This window comes from Synechococcus sp. EJ6-Ellesmere (genome assembly GCF_024345875.1).
GTDB classification, from domain to species: Bacteria; Cyanobacteriota; Cyanobacteriia; order PCC-6307; family Cyanobiaceae; genus Regnicoccus_A; species Regnicoccus_A antarcticus.
On record NZ_JAGQBY010000084.1, the window covers coordinates 1 to 14,134 of the forward strand.

Annotated in this window: 18 protein-coding genes and 1 pseudogene; 9 read left to right on the plus strand and 10 right to left on the minus strand. The window is 64.7% G+C overall.

Features of this window, described 5'->3' with window-relative positions; all coding sequences use genetic code 11:
- On the plus strand, positions 1-677 hold a 677-nt coding region (locus KBY78_RS10245), incomplete at its 5' end, for a glycosyltransferase (protein ID WP_255143513.1).
- Here KBY78_RS10245 and KBY78_RS10250 read toward each other — a convergent pair.
- Both KBY78_RS10250 and KBY78_RS10255 read right to left on the minus strand, forming a co-directional pair.
- Complete coding sequence (locus KBY78_RS10250) at positions 659-1,351, minus strand: DUF547 domain-containing protein (RefSeq protein ID WP_255143514.1); 693 nt, start codon at positions 1,349-1,351, stop codon at positions 659-661. The genes KBY78_RS10245 and KBY78_RS10250 overlap by 19 nt on opposite strands.
- Positions 1,352-1,543: 192 nt before the next feature.
- On the minus strand, positions 1,544-1,726 hold the full coding sequence (locus tag KBY78_RS10255; protein WP_006171039.1) for a conjugation transfer protein TrbI: 183 nt from the start codon (positions 1,724-1,726) through the stop codon (positions 1,544-1,546).
- A gap of 470 nt (positions 1,727-2,196) precedes the next feature.
- Between KBY78_RS10255 and KBY78_RS10260 the strand changes: the two genes are divergently transcribed.
- From KBY78_RS10260 to KBY78_RS10285, 6 genes are all read left to right on the plus strand, one after another.
- The gene (locus KBY78_RS10260; protein WP_006171040.1) at positions 2,197-2,361 is read left to right on the plus strand and encodes a CsbD family protein; all 165 of its coding nucleotides are present in this window, start codon (positions 2,197-2,199) and stop codon (positions 2,359-2,361) included.
- 193 nt (positions 2,362-2,554) lie between these two features.
- Entirely contained in the window at positions 2,555-2,902 is a 348-nt protein-coding gene (locus tag KBY78_RS10265; RefSeq protein WP_255143515.1) for a hypothetical protein, read from the plus strand.
- A gap of 103 nt (positions 2,903-3,005) precedes the next feature.
- Entirely contained in the window at positions 3,006-3,665 is a 660-nt protein-coding gene (locus KBY78_RS10270; RefSeq protein WP_255143516.1) for a fructokinase, read from the plus strand.
- 544 nt (positions 3,666-4,209) lie between these two features.
- On the plus strand, positions 4,210-4,860 hold the full coding sequence (locus KBY78_RS10275) for an ATP-binding cassette domain-containing protein (protein ID WP_255143517.1): 651 nt from the start codon (positions 4,210-4,212) through the stop codon (positions 4,858-4,860).
- Entirely contained in the window at positions 4,857-5,669 is an 813-nt protein-coding gene (locus KBY78_RS10280; RefSeq protein WP_255143518.1) for an ABC transporter permease, read from the plus strand. The genes KBY78_RS10275 and KBY78_RS10280 overlap by 4 nt, the downstream gene beginning before the upstream one ends.
- Before the next feature lie 46 nt (positions 5,670-5,715).
- The gene (locus KBY78_RS10285; protein WP_255143519.1) at positions 5,716-5,844 is read left to right on the plus strand and encodes a hypothetical protein; all 129 of its coding nucleotides are present in this window, start codon (positions 5,716-5,718) and stop codon (positions 5,842-5,844) included.
- Positions 5,845-5,984: 140 nt separating this feature from the next.
- On the opposite strand, the pseudogene KBY78_RS10290 reads toward KBY78_RS10285, so the two are convergent.
- Together KBY78_RS10290 and KBY78_RS10295 are read right to left on the minus strand one after the other, a co-directional pair.
- Positions 5,985-6,121: pseudogene (locus tag KBY78_RS10290) on the minus strand (IS5/IS1182 family transposase); the annotation flags it as partial.
- A 75-nt stretch (positions 6,122-6,196) separates the two neighbouring features.
- A complete protein-coding gene (locus KBY78_RS10295) occupies positions 6,197-6,964 on the minus strand; it encodes an alpha/beta fold hydrolase (protein ID WP_399215694.1) in 768 nt (255 codons plus the stop codon).
- A 65-nt stretch (positions 6,965-7,029) separates the two neighbouring features.
- On the opposite strand from KBY78_RS10295, the gene KBY78_RS10300 reads away from it, so the two are divergent.
- Positions 7,030-7,518 (plus strand): GNAT family N-acetyltransferase, encoded by a 489-nt coding sequence (locus tag KBY78_RS10300; RefSeq protein WP_006171048.1) that lies wholly within the window; start codon positions 7,030-7,032, stop codon positions 7,516-7,518.
- A gap of 25 nt (positions 7,519-7,543) precedes the next feature.
- Here KBY78_RS10300 and KBY78_RS10305 read toward each other — a convergent pair whose 3' ends face one another.
- The 3 genes from KBY78_RS10305 to KBY78_RS10315 are packed head-to-tail and all read right to left on the minus strand — an operon-like array spanning position 7,544 to position 10,034.
- Entirely contained in the window at positions 7,544-8,257 is a 714-nt protein-coding gene (locus KBY78_RS10305; protein WP_232201792.1) for a TIGR04283 family arsenosugar biosynthesis glycosyltransferase, read from the minus strand.
- Positions 8,254-8,877, minus strand: coding sequence for a TIGR04282 family arsenosugar biosynthesis glycosyltransferase (locus tag KBY78_RS10310; RefSeq protein ID WP_255143521.1), 624 nt, complete (start codon positions 8,875-8,877; stop codon positions 8,254-8,256). Before KBY78_RS10310 ends, KBY78_RS10305 begins: the two co-directional genes overlap by 4 nt.
- On the minus strand, positions 8,874-10,034 hold the full coding sequence (locus KBY78_RS10315) for a trypsin-like peptidase domain-containing protein (RefSeq protein ID WP_037980436.1): 1,161 nt from the start codon (positions 10,032-10,034) through the stop codon (positions 8,874-8,876). Before KBY78_RS10315 ends, KBY78_RS10310 begins: the two co-directional genes overlap by 4 nt.
- Positions 10,035-10,112: 78 nt before the next feature.
- On the opposite strand from KBY78_RS10315, the gene dnaA reads away from it, so the two are divergent.
- Positions 10,113-11,567, plus strand: coding sequence for a chromosomal replication initiator protein DnaA (gene dnaA / locus KBY78_RS10320; RefSeq protein WP_255143522.1), 1,455 nt, complete (start codon positions 10,113-10,115; stop codon positions 11,565-11,567).
- 3 nt (positions 11,568-11,570) lie between these two features.
- Here dnaA and cbbX read toward each other — a convergent pair whose 3' ends face one another.
- Genes cbbX through KBY78_RS10335 form a run of 3 tightly spaced genes read right to left on the minus strand, consistent with a single transcriptional unit; the run spans position 11,571 to position 13,969 of the window.
- Complete coding sequence (cbbX, locus tag KBY78_RS10325; RefSeq protein WP_255143523.1) at positions 11,571-12,539, minus strand: CbbX protein; 969 nt, start codon at positions 12,537-12,539, stop codon at positions 11,571-11,573.
- Positions 12,523-12,780 (minus strand): 4a-hydroxytetrahydrobiopterin dehydratase, encoded by a 258-nt coding sequence (locus KBY78_RS10330; RefSeq protein WP_006171054.1) that lies wholly within the window; start codon positions 12,778-12,780, stop codon positions 12,523-12,525. The genes cbbX and KBY78_RS10330 overlap by 17 nt, the downstream gene beginning before the upstream one ends.
- Before the next feature lie 40 nt (positions 12,781-12,820).
- Complete coding sequence (locus tag KBY78_RS10335; protein ID WP_255143524.1) at positions 12,821-13,969, minus strand: CO2 hydration protein; 1,149 nt, start codon at positions 13,967-13,969, stop codon at positions 12,821-12,823.
- Positions 13,970-14,134 lie beyond the last annotated feature (165 nt).

Sequence of the window (14,134 nt, forward strand, 5' to 3'; positions counted from 1 at the left end):
GCACGCTGGCGAATGTGCGTGCCCTCGATCCACCGGCCCTCGAAGTGCTGGTAGTGGATGGACGCAGCTGCGACGCCACGCGGGCGATCGCCACCGCTGCGGGTGTGGCGGTCTTCACCTGCGAATCAGCGCGCCGGGCGATCCAGATGAATGCAGGCGCGCGGCAGGCCCGCGGCAGCCTGCTCTGTTTTCTGCATGCCGACACCCTCGTTCCCACCGATCTGGTGGCGATCGCGGAGCGGGTGCTGGAGGACCGGGCCATCGCTGGGGCGGGCTTCGTGTCGCTGATGAGTGGCGATGACACCACCCGTTGGGGGATTTCGGCCCTGAACCTGCTCAAGACCCATCTGGCGCCTTTGCTGTTTCGCCCACACCTGTACTGGCGCGGACTGCGTCTGCTGTTCGGCGATCAGGTGATAATCTGTCGTCGGCAAACCTTCTGGGCGGTCGGTGGCTTCAACGAAGCTCTGCCGATCCTGGAGGACGGCGATCTCTGCCTGCGGCTGCTGAAGCAGGGACGCATCCGGCTGATCAACCGGGTGGTGATCAGTTCCGACCGGCGGGTGCAGCGCTGGGGCGCAGGCAAGGCCGCTGCGATCTATCTCTCCATCGGCATGCTCTGGGGTCTGGGCATGCCACCAGCACCCCTGAAGCGCCTCTACGAGGACATCCGCTGATTCAGGCTCCAGTCGTAGGGCAAAAACGCGACCCGGGGTTGATGATCCTGTACCGAAACGCCGCTCAGGCGGGGAAGGATGTAGTCGGGCAGGGAAGGCGCCACCGCCAGGAAATCAGCCTTGTACCACCGGAAGATCTTGCTGCAGTACAGAACGCCCCTCTCAGCATCGAATCGCACCTTGGCAGGGTTGTTGATGAAGCGGGTCACATCCTGCTCCAGTTGCTCGTCCACCCGCTCCGGCGTGTAGGCCTCATGGCGCAGCAGCGGACAACCAACCGAGGCGCAGACGATCGCGAAGTGGATGCGGGGATCACCAGTGCGCTGGCGCAGCATCCTGTTTTCGATCTGCGCCAGGCTGAAGAACTCATTGCCAAGGCGATGCACGCGCCGCTGGAAGAATCGCAGGAACGCGATCCAGTTCGGCAGCCCGATCAGGGTGGGGCGGATCGACGCGATTGGATAGGCCGAGAGCACCGACTGGATTGTGAAAGCGTTGTAGAGGTTGATCCAGTGGGCGATGTGATCCTGTCGGCCGTGGGAATCAGCAGATTGCCTGGCCAGCCAGCGGCTGAGGGTCTCGGGGTGATGGGTTCTCCAGGCTTCGTAATCCACCCGGCCCGCCCGGTCCACGTAGTGCTGGAGGAGATGATTCCAGGCGGGCAGGTCGTTCATGGTTCGGCAGGGTGGTGGCGTGCATCAGGTCGTGTGATCTGATTGGCGCCGGCACCATGGACACGCCGCTGCATCCGGGCCGGTTGTCGCTGTTGCCTGACACCCGGTAAGGGCAACAACCTGCGCTAGTGCCGAGGTGCACGCCGGCCTGCAGCTCCAGGGGGATCGGTCCTGCGGGAGGTGGAGCAAGGTTCAGCCATGGCATTCGCAGCCGCAGCCGGCGTGGCAGGGCTCGCCGTTGGGGTGCCCCGTGGCGCAGGCGTCGCTGCAGAAGAGCAAGGTGCCGCTGCGGAATGCCGTGTCCGTTTTCACCGTGCAGTGACAACCCGGACAGGCGCACTGGAGCGCGGTCGGTTTCTCCAGGGTGGTGGTCATGGCCTCTCCTTGCTCAGGGAAGTGTGACCCATTCTGGTGCCTCCGGGGCCGTGTCCAGCACCCGAGGACACAACGAAGCCCGGCGAGGAGGCCACTGGGCTTGAATCGTGTGTTGTGGGGGCGGAGCTGCTGCCGGCCTGCCGGCCTGCCCCGGGCGTTCACCAGCCTGCCCGCGTCCTGTACCGCCTCCATGCAACGTTGCGCCCGGCGTTTCGATCCTTCATGGGGAGTGCTCTGCACGGATCCACTGAAATGAAGCAGAACTGCTGAAGATGCGCATCAATTCGGCCAGATCAGAGGATGTCTGAGAAAAATCTTCAATGCTTCGGATTTAATGCAGGAGAACTTAAGGAAGACGAAAGGTCGTTAGTGAATCAATGATCGTGTTCCTGAGCAGACTTGGAGGACACATCCGTATCACATGGATGTGAGCACCCACAAAGGAGTCAGTCATGGGTTTGGGGAAAGACATGAAAGCCACCGCCAAGAACATCGAAGGCAAGGCTCAGGAGACCATTGGCAACATCACCGGTGACAAGAAGGATCAGCTGGCGGGCAAGGCCAAGCAAGCCCAGGCCAGCGGTGAACATGCCCTGGAAGACCTGAAAGATGCAGTGCACGACGCCACCAACTAAAAGTCGCTCCATTGGATCGGTTCTTCAATCAGTTTTGTGGTGAGCCACACAATCGGTTCAAGCTCTCCGATTCAGATCTGAATATGTTCTTTTTATGCATTGCAGGCAATTCTAGATGGCCAAGGGATTTGCTGACCCTTTCTAGTCACCCGCAATTAAGCGTGTCCATTGCCAAATACAAAGAGGTAGCACAATGACCAACACAACTCAGCGGCCCATCGGCAACCAAGTTGAAGGTCAAAGCCAAGTGGATGAGCGTCTCAGGCAAGCCATTCTCGATAAGAAGCAGGCACAGATTGAGGCTTGGTCACAACAGATCGAGCAACTCCAGCAGGCACTGCAAAGTGTGTCGTCGGAACTCCGCGTCGAAACCGAAAAACGAGTGATTGAGCTGACCGAGGCCCGAGATCAAGCCTTTGCTCAGGTGGAGAGCTTGCGACGAGCGACCCAAGAGAACTGGGAAACTCTGCTGATCCAGACAGATCATCTGCTCCAGGACTTAGCCACTCGATTCCACGAGTTTGTGGAACGGAGTAACTGAAACTCAAGCCCAATTCAGGCCTGGGGGTATGGGGTGATCTTGCTTTTGCCCTTGCTTGAAATGTCGAATTTACAATAGGACTTTCAGCCCCTTAGCTTCTTCCATGAAGTTATCCACTGCAATGAGCGATCCACACATGCCAGCTGTTATTGATTTTTCAGCCGTTTTTGGCGAAGCCTACGCTTCCCATCAAACACCTGCGGGCCTGGTTGAAACCTTGATGCCAGATGTCTCAAAAACATCTTGGCTACTGATCACCAGCAACTCCCTTGTTGGGGCAACAGAGAGCACAACGCTGACGATGGTTCTTGAGCGTGCGATTCCACATGGAGTTGCCATCGCCCTTGACGTGGCCTGGCACCCTGAGTCCTGGGGCCTAGAGCCAGGCTCTAGGCCGACGCCGGAGGTTCTGAGACGTTTCCATCCATTAGCTCAAGAGGCAACCTTGATCCGCTGCACCCCAGAAGAAGCCGATCAATTCTTTTCCTCTGACGATCCCTTAGCGATTCATGGTGCACTTTCTCAGCGTCCAGGGGTGGTCATCACAGGTATTGATGGATCTGTTCGTTGGTGCATCGGTGGAAGGTTAGGCACCATGGAGACGAAGATGCTCAATGAGCAAGAAAGCTTCTTCTCTGCTCTGATCGAGTCTTTTGCTGAAAAGCCTGAGCTTCTGGGGAATACTGGTGAAGGTCCTGGCACTGATGCTGTTGCCGATTCTGACAGGCTAAAGGATGCCCTGCTTTCGGCAGCGTCAAAGTAAGCAACTTATGATCGAGCAGTCGTTGTTCAGCAACGTGGCTTGTTGAACAAGCGCCATCCAGTCCTATCGATTGGTTGGTATCCCATGGCGGTGGCACTGGCTGGAGAACTCCACACTCAGCCAGCCCAAGAGCGGCCGATGGCGATCGTTCCTAGAACTGTTATAGGGCCGGACGCATAGCAGGGGAGTTTGGAGCGAGCGTCGTCTGAATCTCCAGGCCTCCCTGACAGTGCCGCTTCCCGAAGTGACGGAAGCGGGGCAGAGGCTCCAAGCCATGCCGTTTCAGCACCGCCGTGAGGCGCTCGCTGCGGGACTCAGGCAACCGCTGGAACGGAATGGCCGGAAAAGCGTGGTGGGGCTGGCATTGAGCCAGATGCCGGCACCGCTGACGAACCAACAAATCGTGCTGTAAGCCAACACGCGACGCCTTGACACCGATGGGATCCGAGCCAGGAGGCCTGAACACCAACGCAGTCGTGATTGGTTCTGTTGGCGTTCACCTCGGCGGCTTCGATCAAAGTGAGTCCTGTCTTGTCATCGCGCCTTGGACCGCCCCCTGCTCCTGAGCGCCGAGGAGCTCAAGCGTCAGTTGGGGGATCGACTCCTCTGGAGCCAACTCGATCTGGAGCTGGTTGCCGGTGAGCGCCTGGGGCTGGTGGCGCCCTCGGGGGCGGGCAAGACCTTGTTGCTGCGCGCCCTGGCCATGCTCGACCCTCTGCAGGACGGCACGATCAGCCTGCAGGGGCGCACGCCGACATCCTGGGGGTTACCCCGCTGGCGCTCGATGGTGCTGTATCTCACCCAGCGGCCCGTCGCCCATGGGGGCACGGTTGAGGCGAACCTGCGCTCACCTTGGAATTTCCAGGAGTTGCGCGGGCGTGGGGGCTGGCGGCGCGAGCGGATCAAGGGATGGTTGGCAGCCCTGGGGCGCGATCCATCGTTCCTGGCCTACGACGCCGAGCGGCTCTCTGGCGGCGAGCTGCAGCTGATGGCGCTGCTGCGGGCCTTGCAATTCGATCCCACCGTGCTGCTGCTGGATGAACCCACCGCCTCCCTCGATGGGGCCACCACCGCCGCGCTCGAGGCCCTGCTGATCGAGTGGCTCGCCGCAGGCCCGCGCGCCGCCGTGTTCACCAGCCACGACAGCGAGCAGATCCAACGCTTCGCCACCCGGACACTGGAGCTCCGCCTGTGACCCCCTTGAGTTCCGGAGCCCTGACGATCAGCGATGGCCGCCTGGCGCTTTCCGCCCTGCTGATCCTGGTGAACGTGGGGCTTTCGGCGGCGCTGCGCCTGGGCCTGGCTCGCAGCCTGCTGGTGGCCTCCCTGCGCATGGTGGTGCAGCTGCTGCTGGTGGGCTTCGTGCTCGAGTGGCTGTTCCGCCAGGACAATGCGCCGCTGATCGTGCTGGTGGGGGCGGCGATGGCCATGATCGCGGGGGTTTCGGCCGTTCAGCGCACCCGGCGCCGCTTCGCTGGCATCTACCTCAACAGCCTGCTGTCGGTGATGGCCTCCTCGGCGCTGGTGACTGGCCTGGCGGTGACGGGGCTGATCCAGCCCCAGCCCTGGTACGACCCCCAATATCTGATCCCCCTGCTGGGGATGGTGTTGGGCAACACGCTCAACGGCATCTCCCTGGGACTCGATCGCTTCATGGAGGGGTTGCGCAACGGGCGCGATCGGGTGGAGACGGCCCTGGCCCTGGGGGCGACCCGTTGGGAGGCCTGCCAGGAGGTGGTGCGCGACGCCATCCGCGTGGCGATGATCCCCACGATCAATTCGATGATGGTGATGGGGCTGGTAAGCCTGCCGGGGATGATGACTGGCCAGATCCTCCAGGGGGCGACGCCGGAGGCGGCCGTTCGCTACCAGATTGTGATCCTGTTCATGATCGCTTCGGCGACGGCGCTGGGGGTGTTCGGAGTCGTTGGCCTGGCCTACAGGCGGCTCACCAGCGCCGACCATCAACTACGGCTCGATCGTTTGCTCAACGTTGGCGGGTAGGCCCTTATGGCCTTGGCGGCGTGGTGGACGCGGATCGAACTGAACGGTGACGGAGAGGGCTGAGGCCCCCGATGGCAAGAAAACCCGTCGCTATCTGCAGAACCGGTTGCGAATCGGCAGCAACGTGGGGCAGATCCCGCAGACCGTGGCCGAAGCGATCGGGAGGGTGACCTGAACCTGTGAGATGGATGCCTTTTATTGGACAGATTCGGCCCCTCACGTCGTTAACCCTGGGCGGGCCATATGAACTGGTTCCTGTTCCAGATCCCCTGTGCTGCAATCGTTTTTAGCCTGCATTCCCGTTCCTACTACTACCAGCAGCAGTCGCTCCGGCGGCACCGATGGGGCCCTTCTGAGGCGTACAGCTCACAGCAGCTGGGGTTGAGGCGATCGAGAGTCAGGATCCGCTTCTCGATCGACACGTAGGAGAACAGGGAGCCGCTGCGCACCAGCTGACCTCGAAACGCGACTGGGGCAGTTACCCCATTTTCGCAGAGGTGGGCGGGTTTTCAGCGACCTCTTGGGGATCAGGGCAGCCTCTCCAGCCAGGCGTCGATCAGGGCAGCCAGCTGGCGGGGACACTCCCTCATCGGCAGGTGACCGCAGTCGGGGATCACAGCCAGCTCGTGGTCTGGGGCATAGCCGGCCAGATGTCGCACATAGCGGGGAGCCATCACCTGATCCTGGCTGCCCACGATCCAGAGGCTCGGTACACGCAGGGCGGCGGTGAGTGAAGGCAGCTGGCTGACGGCGCCGCGGTTCGTGCTACAGGCCAGCAGGCCCTGGGCCGCACGCGCTTCCGCAACCAGTGGGCTGCGGATCGCCTCGGTGCCCGGCAGCCCAGCCAGCCAGCCTGGGCGGAAGCGCAGGACCAGGGAGCCCCCCCGCCGCACCCGAGCAAAGGCCCTGGGTTGATACACACCGCCGCCGGCGGCGATCTGGATCACCCCCCGCAGCCGCGACCCCAGGGACCCGGCTGCATGCAGGGCGATGCTTCCCCCCAGGGAATGGCCCATCAGCACCACGGGTGAGTCGGGATCGATCCGGCGGCAGGCCTCGCTCACCCAGCGCCCGTAGCTGGCCAGGCTGGGTTGCAGGCCTGCCGGGCGCGGTTCCGCTCCGAAGCCCGGCAGATCAGGGCACCACAGACGCCAGCGGTTCTGCAGTTCAGCGCTCAGCGGGTCCCAGAGCCTGCCGGAGAGCATCCAGCCGTGCAGGCCCACCAGCAGAACCCCGGTCTGGTCGGGTTCCAAGGCCTGGGGGCGTGCAACCAATCCCTTCAGGGGGTCTTCCACCAGCCTGCCCTGGAATGCCCTCGATCGGGCAGGATCGTGCCAATGCGTTGCCTCGGCCGTCTGGTTTGGACACAGACCCGCTCCTCTCCAGCTTCTACGGCTCCGGTTGGCGCCGTTGCCCCAGTCCGAACCCCCAGCTGGAGCTGGTGCTCAGTCTGGAGCGGGAGATCGATCTGGTGGAACTGGAGCAGCTCTGCGATGCCGTCGGCTGGAGCCGCCGTCCGATCCGCAGGGTGCGCAAGGCCCTGCAGCACAGCCTGCTGCGGGTGGGCCTCTGGCGCCATGATCCGCGGGTGCCGCGCCTGGTCGGCTTCGCCCGCTGCACCGGGGATGGGGTGATGGAGGCCACGGTCTGGGATGTGGCCGTGCATCCGCTCTATCAAGGTGCCGGGCTGGGACGGCAACTGATGGACTACGTGCTTGAGCAGCTCAGGCTGATGGAGGTGGACCGGGTCAGCCTCTTCGCCGATCCTGAAGTGGTGGGTTTTTATCAGTCGCAGGGGTGGGAGCTGGAACCCCACGAGCGGCGCTGCGCCTTCTGGTATTCCCCCTGATGCTCCACAGGGGCCACCAGTCTGCTCAGGCCTCGTAGTACCGCGCCGCCAGGTCCGCTGGATCGGCGCCTCTGCGCCAGGCGCGCCGCAGCCGGGCATTGCGCCAGGCCGTGCCCCAGATCCCCAGCTGCCGCCAGCGCCGTCCATCCACCCGTACCGGCAGCCCCAGGTCGCGGATGGGGCCCAGCTGGCGCAGGCGCAGCACCAGATCGAGGTCCTCCATCAGGGGCAGGGCCCGAAGACCGCCGGCCCGCTCCAGCAGACGCCGCGGCAGCAGCAGCCCCTGATCGCCGTAGGGCAGCTGACCGGGGCCACTGCGCAGCCGCACTCCCCACTCCACCAGGCGCAGGCCAGGGTCTGCCCCCTCGATTCCAAGACGGAAGCACCAGGGGGCCTCAGGGGCGGCCATGGCCCGTTGCACCGCCACCCACCATCCCGCCGCCAGGCGCAGGTCGGCATGCAGCAACAGCAGCCAGGGGGCACCGCTGCTAGCCACCCCCGCGGCCAGCTGACAGCCCCTCCCCCCCGTCACCTGCAGCACCCGCGCGCCCGCCAGGGCCGAGAGGCGGGGGCTGCCGTCGTGGCTGCCCCCATCCACCACCAGGCAGCTCTCGACCAGTTCGGTGGGGGCCGTGGCCAGATCCGCCAGCAGAGCCGGCAGGTGTTCCGCCTCGTTCAATGCCGGGATCACCACCGCCAGGGGGGCACCGGCTGCAGATGGCGCAGCAATTGCCCTCACCCCAGCCAGGGCTCCAGGTCCCCGGGACGGTCGAGATCGCTGCGCTGCGCCAGCAGGGCCGGCTCCAGGCCCTCCGCAGCGGCTCGCTCCAGGGTCAGGCGGAGAACATCAGCGCTGCCCCAGGGGATTCCGCTGAGCAGGCTGAGCCGGCACCCCTTCAGCCCGATCAGCCAGTAACCCCCATCGCTGGCTGGCCCGAGCACCAGGGAGCTGCTGGCGAAAGCCGCAAACGCCGCCTCCAGATCATTGCTGGCCAGCAGGGGCAGGTCGGTGCCGATCAGCAGAACCTGCTGGGCCCCCTCGCCGAAGGCCCGCGCCAGCTGCCTGGCCATCCGGCTTCCCAGGCCGCCGTCCCCCTGCAGAACGGACCGGTGGACTCCGAGGCTGTGGCCCCAGCGCCGCGCCCCCCGGGGCCCCAGACCGCTCACGGCCAGGACGAGCTCAGCGCCGTCCACCTGCCGGGCTGTCGCCAGGGTGTGCTCGCTCAGCCGCCGCTGGATCCGGGCGGCGGCCGCCCGGCCGATGCCGACCCCCAGGCGGCTCTTGCAACGGCCGGCCGCCGGCCAGCGGGCCATCACCACCAGCTGCCGTCTGGGATGGCTCAGCGTCAGCAGGCTCACTCGCTGGAGCGCAGCTCCGCCGGCTCGAGGGTGACGTCGCGGCTGCTGCTGCCCCGCTTGATGCTGATCATCAGCGGCTGGCCGACCTTGCCCTGATCGACGGCCACCTGAACCTCGGAGGGGTTCTTCACCGCCTTGCCACCCACGGTCTCGATCAGGTCGCAGGGCTGCAGGCCCGCCTTGGCTGCCGGGCTGCCCTTGAGCACCTCCACCACCACGACTCCATCGATTTCCGGAAGGCGGCATTCGCTGGAGGTGGCATTGATCTCCCGCGCCAGCTGGGGCGTGAGCGCCTGCAGGCGCACACCGATGTAGGGGTGGGAGGCTCGTCCCTTCTCCAGGATCTGGGCGGCGATCTGCTTGCCCAGGTTGATCGGGATCGCGAAGCTCAGGCCCGCTCCCGGCGCCTGGCGGATAGCGGTGTTCACGCCGATCACCTGACCGCGGTCGTTGATCAGTGGGCCGCCGCTGTTGCCCGGGTTCACCGCCGCATCCGTCTGGATGTAAGGCACACGCTGGCCTTCACCGATGGCGTTGGTGCGCTGGATGGCACTGATGATGCCCACGGTCACCGTGTTGTCGAGGCCGAGGGGGTTGCCGATGGCAATCGCCCACTCACCGGGCCGCACCTTGCTGGAGTCCCCCAGGGGAGCCACTGGAAGCTTCTGGGCCACCACCCGAACCACGGCGATGTCGGTGAGGGGATCGGCGCCAAGCACCTTGCCATTGAAGCTGCGTCCATCCGGCAGGGTCACCGTCACCTCGGCGGTGCCCTCCACCACGTGGGCGTTGGTGAGAATCACCCCGTCGGAGCGGGTGATGAAACCCGACCCCTGGCCTTGCTGCTGCTGGATCGAAGGACCTCCGCCGAAGAGGCCCCCGAGGGGATTGATCACCCGTTTGACCGTATCGATGCGCACCACGGCGGGACCGACCTTCTCAACCGCATTCACAATGAAATTGTTGCCCGCCTGCATGGGTGCTGCGGGGGGGGCGTCACTGACCCGGGGCCCCGGAGCGGGGGCGCCGCGCTTGGGGAATCCCGGCATGTTCGGCAGGGGGATCGCGCAACTGCCCAGCAGGAGTCCACAGAGGCCGGCGGCGGCCAGGGCCCGTCGGCGGGGCGACGGGAGGCCAGGGGCGCAATGGGAAGTCATGGCTGTGGAGCGGAGCGGAGCCGCGAAGCGATTCATTAAAGACCGTGCGGGTCGGGGAAGCTGCCTATATTCGGCCACTTGCCGAGCGAGGAGTGGACGGTGCAGCAGGGTCAGGAGCTGTGGCACCGGGTCCAGGGGGCACTGCAGGCCAACCTCAGCAAGCCCACCTTCGAGACCTGGATCCGGCCGGCCCGCTGCACTGGTTATGCCGACGGCCAGCTGCAGCTGGAGGCCCCCAACAGCTTCGCCAGTGGCTGGCTGCGCAAAAACTATCTGGTCATGATCGCCGCAGTGGCCACCGATCTCGCCGGCCACGCCATTCAGGTGGAGGTGGGCACAGCCGCCGTGCAGGAGCTGGATGGGGCCCTGAATGGCTCCACCCCGGCCGAGCGTCCCGGAGCAGCCCAGAAGACCGTCGCCGGGGCCTCACCGGGGGCGGTGCTGCGGGCCACTGCAGGGCCCGCCGGTCCCACCGCCAGCGGCGAGACGCCCCGTCGCCCGGCTCCGGGGCTCAACCCTCGTTATGTCTTCAACCGCTTCGTGGTGGGGCCGAACAGCCGCATGGCCCACGCGGCGGCCCTTGCGGTGGCCGAGGCGCCCGGGCGGGAGTTCAATCCGCTTTTCCTCTGCGGAGGCGTCGGCCTGGGTAAGACCCACCTGATGCAGGCGATCGGCCACTACCGCCTGGAGATCGATCCGGAGGCCCGGGTTTTCTACGTGTCAACCGAAACCTTCACCAACGACCTGATCCAGGCCATCCGTAAGGACGGGATGCAGAAGTTCCGCGACCGCTACCGCGCCGCCGATCTGATTCTGGTGGACGACATCCAGTTCATCGAGGGCAAGGAATACACCCAGGAAGAGTTCTTCCACACCTTCAATGCCCTGCATGAGGCCGGCCGCCAGATTGTGATCGCCAGCGACCGGCCCCCCAGCCAGATCCCGCGGCTGCAGGAGCGGCTGATCTCCCGCTTCTCCATGGGCCTGATCGCCGACATCCAGGCGCCTGATCTGGAAACGCGCATGGCGATCCTGCACAAGAAAGCGGAGCAGGAGCGCATGGCCCTGCCCCGTGATCTGATCCAGTACCTGGCCGGCCGCTTCACTTCAAATATCCGAGAACTGGAGGGCGCCCTGACGCGGGCAGTGGCCTTTGCCTCGATCACCGGTCTGCCGATGACGGTGGAATCGGTGGCGCCGATGCTCGATCCGGTGGGCAACGAGGTGCAGGTCACCCCACAGCAGGTGGTCGAGAAGGTGGCGGAGGTGTTCGGGGTGAGCGGAGAGGAGATGCGCAGCAGCAGCCGAAAACGGGCGGTCAGCCAGGCCCGCCAGGTGGGGATGTACCTGCTGCGCCAGAGCACCGACCTGAGCCTCCCCCGCATCGGTGATGTCTTCGGCGGCAAGGACCACAGCACCGTGATGTATGCGGTGGAGCAGATTGAGAAAAAGCTGGCGATTGATCCCTCTCTGGCCCGCCAGTTGCAGCAGGTGCGGGATCTGCTCCAGATCGACAGCCGCCGCCGGCGCTGACCTTCAGGTGAGCGGCAGGCTGGGGTCGAGCCCTTCCACTTCCCCCTTGAACACCCGGCTGGCGGTGATGTCCTCGGCCTGGATCGTGATCAGATCCAGCTTGGTCAGGCCACGCCCCATGTGGTTGAAGAGCCGATTGGCCTGACGCATGCGCGCCCGGTCGATGGCATTGCGGATCGAGCGGGCATTGGCGAAGAAGGGCAGCTGCATGCGCCGCTGGATGTATTCGTAGAAGGCGGCCTTGGCGTCCTCGCCGAAACGGTAGCTCTCGGTGGCTAGGATAAGTTGGGCGATGGCCAGCAGTTCGACGGCGGTATAATCAGGAAAATCGATGTGATTGGCCACCCGTGAGGAGAGGCCAGGATTAGATTGGTAAAAAATATCCATTTTATCCTTGTAGCCAGCAAAGATCACCACCAGATCGTCGCGGTTATTCTCCATAACCTGCAGTAGAATCTCGATGGATTCGGATCCGTAATCTCGTTCATTCTCGGGCCGGTAGAGATAGTAGGCCTCATCGATGAACAGCACGCCGCCCATCGCCTTCTTGAGCATTTCGCGGGTTTTGGGAGCGGTGTGGCCGATGTACTGACCCACAAGATCATCCCGGGTGGCGGTCACAAGATGGCCCTTGCGCACGTATCCCAGCCGGTGCAGGATCTCGGACATGCGTTCGGCCACGGTGGTCTTGCCGGTGCCCGGCCGGCCCGTGAACGACATGTGCAGGCTCGGGGCTGCCGTGGTGAGGCCCACCTGCTTGCGGGCCCGCTCCACCACCAGCAGCGCGGCGATCTCACGGATTCTGGTCTTCACCGGGCGCAGGCCGATCAACTCGGTATCAAGCTGGTTGAGCACCTCCTGAACATTGGCGGCTTCATAGGCGGCCTCTAAGTTCACCGGGGCATCGAGGTTCTCCGTTACGGAGCCTTCGGCTTCCGCCGCGGTGGCGATGGGATCAGGCGAGGAGGTCATCGATGCCCGCGGCGAAGTCGTGATCGGCGGCGGCGATCGGGGTGTCGTCGTCGACGGGCCGAACAGTGATGTTCACGTAGGTGCTCCCGAAGCTCAGATCGGGGAAGCGCCCCTGCTGTTCACAGAAGTCATTGAGGCGATCGAGGAACGCGCGGTTGCTGGCGTAATCCTCGAACTCGATGCGCCGCTCGAGCCGGTCGGCCTGCTCGGGTTTGGGGCGCGGCGTCCAGGGCTGGTCCATGGTGTTGAGGCTAGGTCAGACGATGGGTACGGCCCCTGGCTCAGCTGCTGGGATCCAGGCAATCGGTGCGGGCCACCGCCAGCCGGCCGGACCAGGCGGCGGCGTAGGCCCGGTTGGCCGCCTGCTCGGCCGGATCGGTGCTGCTGAGCGGATGGGGGAAGGTGCCACGGATGGCGGCATTGGTCACACAGAACATCGACTTCTGGAAGCTCATGCAGATCTTCACGCGCACATCGCCCTCACCCCGGGTGCGCTGGTGGTACCAGCTGTGCAGCCGCTCCGGCAGGTGGCGGTACATGTCCTGCATGAGCAGGCTGGGCGGAATGCCCGCCCCCATGCTCGGCAGCGGGTCGGCGTAGAGGGCGCCGTAGGCGAACTGGGCCTGATCAGGCGAGATCTGGTGGGCCTGGGCGTTGAAGCTCACCGTGCCCAGGAACGGCGTGCCCCGCAGGAACACCGCTTCCACGTAGGGCACGGCCACATCCATCAGGAAGGTGAGACCCGCCTTCGGTGGAAGCACCCAGAGGTGCTCGCCAATCACCTCCACCCCGTAGGTGATTGGGTTGGCGGCGGCGGCCACCAGGCCATCCTTGATGAACTCCACCACGGCATCGATCGAGTCCACGCGTCCATCGGCTTCGGCGCGTGCCAGATCGAGGAACAGATCGCTCATCACCCGCCAGAACTGACCAAGGGCGTGGGTGGTGGCCGCCGTGCGGATCAGCTCGATCAGGAAACCCGGAAACAGGGGATGGAGCACCGCCAGCAGTGGATCGCGGCGGGTCTTGCGGCGGATGATCGCGGCGCAGTTCTCGGCAAAGGCCTCCGAATCCAGGTAGGCATCGAGGCCGCCGGTGCCATGCCAGAGCATCGTCTTCATGCAGTACTCGGCGTACTCGAAGTTGATCCGATCGTGGTTCAGGTGGCGCCAGATTCTGGCCGGGCTGTTGTGGCCATCGAGGTACTTGAACAGCGGGAAGGGCAGCAGGAACTGCTTCTCGGCCTGATAGATCAGGTTGGTGCTGTAGGCATCGAGCACCTCGCCGTAGCTCTTGAGCACATCCACCACCTCGATCAGGTGGTCGGGCGTGTTCGCCAGAAGGGTCTCGCCGGCAAGAAGTTTCGCGTCCAGTTCAGCGGCGCTGGGCATGCCACCGCTGTAAACCAGCTCGCCTGGAATGATCGGCATCAGCCCAGCCCCCCTGCCTGCAGGGCCGACACCAGGGGCGGCACGTTGGCAATCGCCGTGCTGGTGCTCTCACTCAGCCGGCCGAGGCCTGCGGGCAGCAGTCCGATCATCACCACCGCGATGGCTAGGGCCGTGGCGGGGATGGTTTCCCGTGGCGCCACATCC